Consider the following 4,727-nt stretch of genomic DNA (forward strand, 5'->3'; position numbering starts at 1 on the left):
GGCCGCACGTCCCTTCTTCAACGGCAAGCCGGGCTGCGTGCGATCCAGCGCCTGCACCTGGCTCTTCTCATCGCAGCATAGCACCAGCGCGTGCTCGGGTGGCGACATGTAGAGGCCAACGATGTCTTCAAGCTTCTCGACGAACTTCGGATCGCGCGACACTTTGAAGCCGCGCACGATGTGCGGCTTCAACCCGTGGGGGTGCCAATGGCGCATGACGGTGCTGGCGCTCACGCCCAACTCGGCGCCCATCTTGCGCGTGCTCCAGTGCGTGGCTGCTTGGGGCTTGCTCTGCGTGGTCAGTTCCACCAGACGCGCCGTATCGACCTTCAACGGCGGCGCACCGCGCGGCAAGTCGCGTTCGATACCGGCCAGTCCCGATTGCGCATACCGCTCCCGCCAGCGCGAGACCTGCACGCGTCCGACTCCCAACTGCTCGGCGATGTCTTTGTTCTGCATTCCGTCGGCGACCAGTAGCACGATGCGTGCGCGCTGCGCCAGCCTCACGCTCGTGAGCGCGGACCGAACCAGCCTCGTCAACTTGGTTCGCTCCTCGTCGGACAACAGGATCTCGGGGGCAACTCGCACTCGCTCTCTCCACGCTGTGTCGCAGTAGGGGATTGCGAGACGCCGAATTCATATAAGTTCCATCAAGAACAGAACGCTACATTAGCCGGAAATCAGGTGGGGACGGACGTGATTGAACGCCATTGGGAGCCACGCGGAGAAATCGTCGGGGGCCTGCGATATACTCGCGGCCAGCGCGTCCGGCGGAATATACATCCACTCGCTTACCTCCTCGGGAGTCGGCAGTGGCGCGTCATCGCAGACGCCGATGAACAGATGGTCGATCTCATTTTCAATCAGACCGTGGCCGACATCGGTGCGATATTGGAAGACCGCTACCGACTTCAATTCGCAGGCGATGCCCATTTCCTCCCCAAGGCGGCGGAGGGCCGCAACCTCGACTCGCTCGCCGGGTCGAGGATGCCCGCAACACGTATTCGACCAGCGGCCGGCCGAATGGTATTTCACGGCCGCACGACGCTGCATCAGAATCTCACCGTCACGATTGACGATGAAGACAGAGAATGCCCGGTGTAACAATCCTTGTTCGTGGGCGGGCAGCTTGAGGGCGGAGCCGATTTCGTTATTGGCTGCGTCGACGAGGATAAGATGTTCCTGGTGAGAGCAGGCACCGACCTGGGTGGTATCAATATCAGAGTCCAATTGCATCAAATCATCCGGCATTACGTAAGTTTCCTTTGTGTCAGGTTCCGTTGTTTTCATCTTGGAATGAAGATGACGGTCAGCACGCGTGCGCTGTAACGCCGACGCAGGCGCTGTCGCCGCGCTAACGGCCAGTCGGCCCGAGCGCGATTCCGCGGCAAACAACTTGCCGATGAGTTTGACGAAGCGCGTGGCCGTCAATTGCGGCGTGCGCAGGGCCTTGGGCACGGGCCTCCTCGGCCTTGATTCAGGCCACGGGGGATAATACGCGGCAGGGCCGGCGTGACTTTGATGCCCAGATCGCAGCACGGGCAGGCACGCTTGACGCGCTGGTGCTGGATGACACTCCGGGATCACGTCCAGTTGTTCGCTGATTTCAACGCCGATCTCGACCAGCGCGTGGCCATCGTGGGCACAGAAGCGTTCGGACTCCGGCAGGTCGTGACGCACCACTTCGCGTGGCAGCTTGGGATCGAGGGGCTTGCGACCACGCTTGTTGCGGGTGTGAGCGGCGCCCTTCGTGCCGGGCACGTCTTCCTGTGCAGGCTGTGCGTTGGCGGTGAGTGCTTCGGCCTCGTTGAACAGGCCGAGTTGGCCCGCATCACGCGCTTCGCTCTTGGCGCCGAACAATTCGCGCCGATAGGCACGCAGTCGTTCTTCTGCCAGATCGCGTTCAGCCTTTACCAGGCGCAAATCACCCTGAAGGACATCACGTTCGAGGCGGAGCTGGCGCGCTGCGTCGCGTTCTGCGAGCAGCTCATCAAGTTCTTCAGCAGTGATCGTGACATTGACGGGCATGGCGAGTTTGACCGACATGCCCATGCGTGAGTTCAACTCGTTCGCACGTAGATGGCCTGCGACCAAGATACGCCCTTATGCACTGCAGCGCATAAGGGCGTATCTTGGTCGCAGGCCACAGCGGCCGAAAGCGCATTCGTTTCGGTTGATTGCACAACCGCCGTCGTTCCTTCTCCGTGGTTGGTCGAAGAGGCCTCTGCGGTGACTGCGATGCACGCAACGCTGCGCGTAGCTAGTGTCCTGCGTCAGAAATTCGCAGACAAAATCGCCTGATGCTGGCGAGGATGTCATCGGCGGAGTTCGTCCACACGAAAGGCGTGGGGTTGGCGTTGTTCAGGTCGAGGTATTGATGGATGGCTTGCTCAAGTTGTCGGGTTGATCGATGTGTGCCGCGGCGGATGTATTGTTCCGTGATGGCTGCAAACCAGCGTTCCACTTGATAGATCCATGAGGCGGAGGTCGGTGTGAAATGAACGTGGAAGCGCGGATGGCGAGCGAACCAAGCCTTGATCGACGGCGTCTTGTGTGTGCCGTAGTTGTCCATGACGAGATGCACATCGAGCTTGGGTGGCACGTTGGCTTCAATCGTGCGTAGAAACTGCAGGAACTCACTGCTGCGATGCAATTCACCGATAACTTTTCCAGTGGCGATGTCCAGCGCGGCGAACAACGTTGTCGTGCCATGGCGCATGTAGTCGTGCGTGCGTCGCTCGGGGATGCCTGGCGCCAGCGGTAGCATGGGTTGCGTGCGGTCCAGTGCTTGAATCTGGCTCTTCTCGTCAACGCACAACACCATGGCTTTGAGCGGTGGGTCGAGGTACAACCCCACGATATCGCGCACCTTCTCCACGAACAATGGGTCGGTGGAGAGCTTGAAGGTCTCCTGTCGATGAGGCTGAGTCCAAACGCACGCCAGATACGCGTCACGGTCGACGCAGATAGATTCGCCGCGCGAGCCATACTGCGCGTGCTCCAGTGGGTGGCGTTGGCCGGCACGGATTCGAGCGTCTTGGCAATAACCGCATCCACCTGTGCATCATCGATGGACCTCGGTGCCCCTGGGCGCGGCGCATCGAGCAGTCCATCGAGCCGATGCGCCACGAACCGCGCACGCCATTTCGATACGGTTTGCTGAGTGACATGCTGCTTTGCCGCGACGGTCTTGTTGTCCAAGCCTTCAGCGCTAGCCAGCACAATGCGCGCGCGTAACGCCAACGCCTGTGCGGTCTTGCGCCGCATCGTCAGCGCCTTGAGTTGCTCACGTTCGACCTCACTCAATACAAGTTCCGCCTTTGGTCTTCCTCTCATCACCGCCTCGCCGTTTGCGTGCCTTCAACGCAGACTACTATGTGGCGCCAATAATGCAAGGAACTTCTGACGCAGGACACTAGCAGCTGTCGCACCACACCTGCGCAAGCGCCTACCTTCAACTCCGGCCTACTGCGACTCGTCACGATTCCCCGGATGCGATCACCAGCTTTCTGTACAAGCGACTTCACTGCTCAGCACGGCCTGCGAAGCATGTTTGGCATCGCAGCCATTGTTCGTGACGAGATGTGTCGCTCCCGAGGTCGAGCAAATCGTCCAGTTGCATTGTTGCGGATTTCCGCACCAAGACGGGGCCGAAATGCCCTAGCCGCTATCATAGTGAGGGCCAATTTCAGTGCGGTCAGCTCAGAATAGGTGCAAGGCCCCCGTTCATTCGCGGAACGGGGCCACGCCCCAGGGACACCTATCGCTGGCCGGTACGATGGATTAGCACATAGCGTGATGCGATTCAAGAAGTACGATATGTCCCGGCTTGACCGCGCTCCTGTGGTGGTCAAGTTATTTCGGACAGGCGAATAGGTTCTTTCACTGTCGATTTCGCCTCGTGGGCAGTGGGCGACAGATATCCCAGGGTTGAGTGCAAGCGCACCGGGTTATAGAAGCCAACGATGTACTGGGTGATGTCGCGTCGAGCCTCGTCGTGGTTGGCGTATTGGCGCTGCCACACGCGCTCCATCTTTAGGTTCAGGAAGAACCGCTCCATCACCGCATTGTCCCAACAATTCCCCTTGCGGCTCATGCTGCAAACCACGTGATGCTGCCTGAGCAATGCCTGGTATTCATCGCTCGCGTACTGGCTCCCCCGGTCCGAATGCAGGACCAGTCCCGGCGCTGGCCGGCGCTGCTGCAGCGCCATAGTCAGCGCCGACATGACCAGGCCGGCTTGCATGGTGGGCGCCATGGACCAGCCGACCACCTTTCGTGAGTACAGGTCCAGCACGACCGCCAGGTACAACCAGCCTTGGGCCCGTGCGGATGTACGTTATGTCTGAAACCCAGGCGCGGTTCGGCTCTGCCACGTCAAACTGCCGGTCCAGCACGTTGGCTGTGCATAAGCAGCTTTCGTGATGCCGAAAGCGCGGGGATTTGAGCAAGAACGGTGATGGACGCTGGAGGGGTTCCCTCAGGGAGCGTGCACGCACGCGCCTGAGGGAAGATGTCGCCTTTATTGTGTCGAGCAATGAAGGAGACCTCAGCAGTGTGCCATGCCTTGCTACAAACGCCGGCGTTTTTTGCCCTGTTACGCCGGATCGACGAAGACCTGATGACGGTGGCGCGGGACAGGGGCTGCTGCCATTGCAGCTCTGTGCTGCACAGTGCCAACTATCCGCGTAAGCCACGGGGATGCCCACCGGCAGCACACCCGGACT

Annotated in this window: 2 protein-coding genes and 3 pseudogenes; all 5 read right to left on the reverse strand. The window is 60.2% G+C overall.

Annotated features, from left to right (window positions below; translation table 11 throughout):
- On the reverse strand, positions 1-564 hold a 564-nt coding region (locus K309_RS42275; protein ID WP_198030914.1), incomplete at its 3' end, for an IS630 family transposase.
- Positions 565-669: 105 nt separating this feature from the next.
- Positions 670-1,290 (reverse strand): isopentenyl-diphosphate Delta-isomerase, encoded by a 621-nt coding sequence (gene idi / locus K309_RS0134020; protein WP_306437352.1) that lies wholly within the window; start codon positions 1,288-1,290, stop codon positions 670-672.
- 188 nt (positions 1,291-1,478) lie between these two features.
- Positions 1,479-2,028, reverse strand: a pseudogene (locus K309_RS41255) (IS66 family transposase); the annotation flags it as partial.
- Between the two features lie 232 nt (positions 2,029-2,260).
- Positions 2,261-3,336, reverse strand: a pseudogene (locus tag K309_RS38745) (IS630 family transposase).
- Positions 3,337-3,850: 514 nt separating this feature from the next.
- A pseudogene (locus K309_RS38750) lies at positions 3,851-4,400 on the reverse strand (IS3 family transposase); the annotation flags it as partial.
- Between the last annotated feature and the right edge of the window lie 327 nt (positions 4,401-4,727).

Source organism: Cupriavidus phytohabitans (assembly GCF_000426345.1).
GTDB lineage: Bacteria > Pseudomonadota > Gammaproteobacteria > Burkholderiales > Burkholderiaceae > Cupriavidus.

What these genes read in the sequence shown, in the direction of transcription:
- idi (WP_306437352.1), bottom strand. Translation starts at nt 1,290, where the DNA reads ATGAAAACAACGGAACCTGACACAAAGGAAACTTACGTAATGCCGGAT.